General features: G+C 38.5%; 1 protein-coding gene. It reads left to right on the forward strand.

Translation table 11 applies throughout. The features are described 5' to 3' along the window. A partial coding sequence (locus tag AAAY30_RS11505; protein ID WP_499215968.1) for a dockerin type I repeat-containing protein occupies nt 1-837 on the forward strand: 837 nt, incomplete at its 5' end. Between the last annotated feature and the right edge of the window lie 181 nt (nt 838-1,018).

Here is a 1,018-nt window from a genome sequence, read left to right on the forward strand (position 1 = left end):
ATCACAAGCCTTATTGTTCCTACAACAGCTTCTCAGGCTACACAGCCGACAACAGCAAGACCTACACAGCCGACTACCGCAAAACCAACCACTCAACCGACCACTCAACCGACCACAGCTAAACCTACAGAGAGCAAAAATCTTAATGTAACCGCTACATCAAACTACTTCCCGAGTGCAAAGGTTACACTTGTAAACAACAAAGAGCTTTGTGTTGAATATGAACTGCAGTCATCAATGAAACTTGTAAACGCAGAGTGGGCACTTAATTACGATTCTTCAAAACTTAAGCTTGATGTTGCCCGTTCAAAAGATTTTATGCCGAATGTTTCAAACGAGGTTACAAACATCAAAACAGGCCGTATCTTATCCAACTTTACGGATATTACTGACCTTAAGGACTTTACAAACAAAAAGACATTTGTAAGAGCTTACTTTAATGTTATAGGTACAGGCAGTACGACAGTAGACCTTAATCTTAAAACTCTTTGCGTAGGTTTTATTGACAATGATTTAAAAGTCAACTTTGCGGCAGTTGTAAGAAACAGCGAAGTTCAGAGCGGTGTTACTTCTGTTGCGGGTTACGAAAAACTTGCGATAAACAAAAATACAAAGGCATATTTGTATAGTGACGATGATGTAATGCTCGGCGATGTTACAGGCGACGGACAGATAAATGTAAACGATGTAACCGCTATACAGCTTTATATTGCTCAGAATCAAAGTTTTACCGATAAGCAGAAAGAAGCAGCGGATGTTAATAAGGACGGAAAAATTTCTGTCTTGGATGTAACAAGAGTTCAGCAGTACATTGCGAGATCTTTTGATGAATTTTAAATTGTTTACAGCTGACAACTTAAAATAATCCGATAAAGCATCGCCCGTAACAAAAATTTACGGGCGGTGATTTTTTATCAAAAGTCGGGTTCAATTATGGTTTAGCGGAGTGTCGGTCGGGCATTGAAATTTAGCTAACGCTAAATTATCCTCCCAAAAACAAAAAAAGTTTACTCAATTT

Origin of the sequence: Ruminococcoides bili, from assembly GCF_040093295.1 — a bacterium.
Classification (GTDB): Bacteria; Bacillota; Clostridia; order Oscillospirales; family Acutalibacteraceae; genus Ruminococcoides; species Ruminococcoides intestinale_A.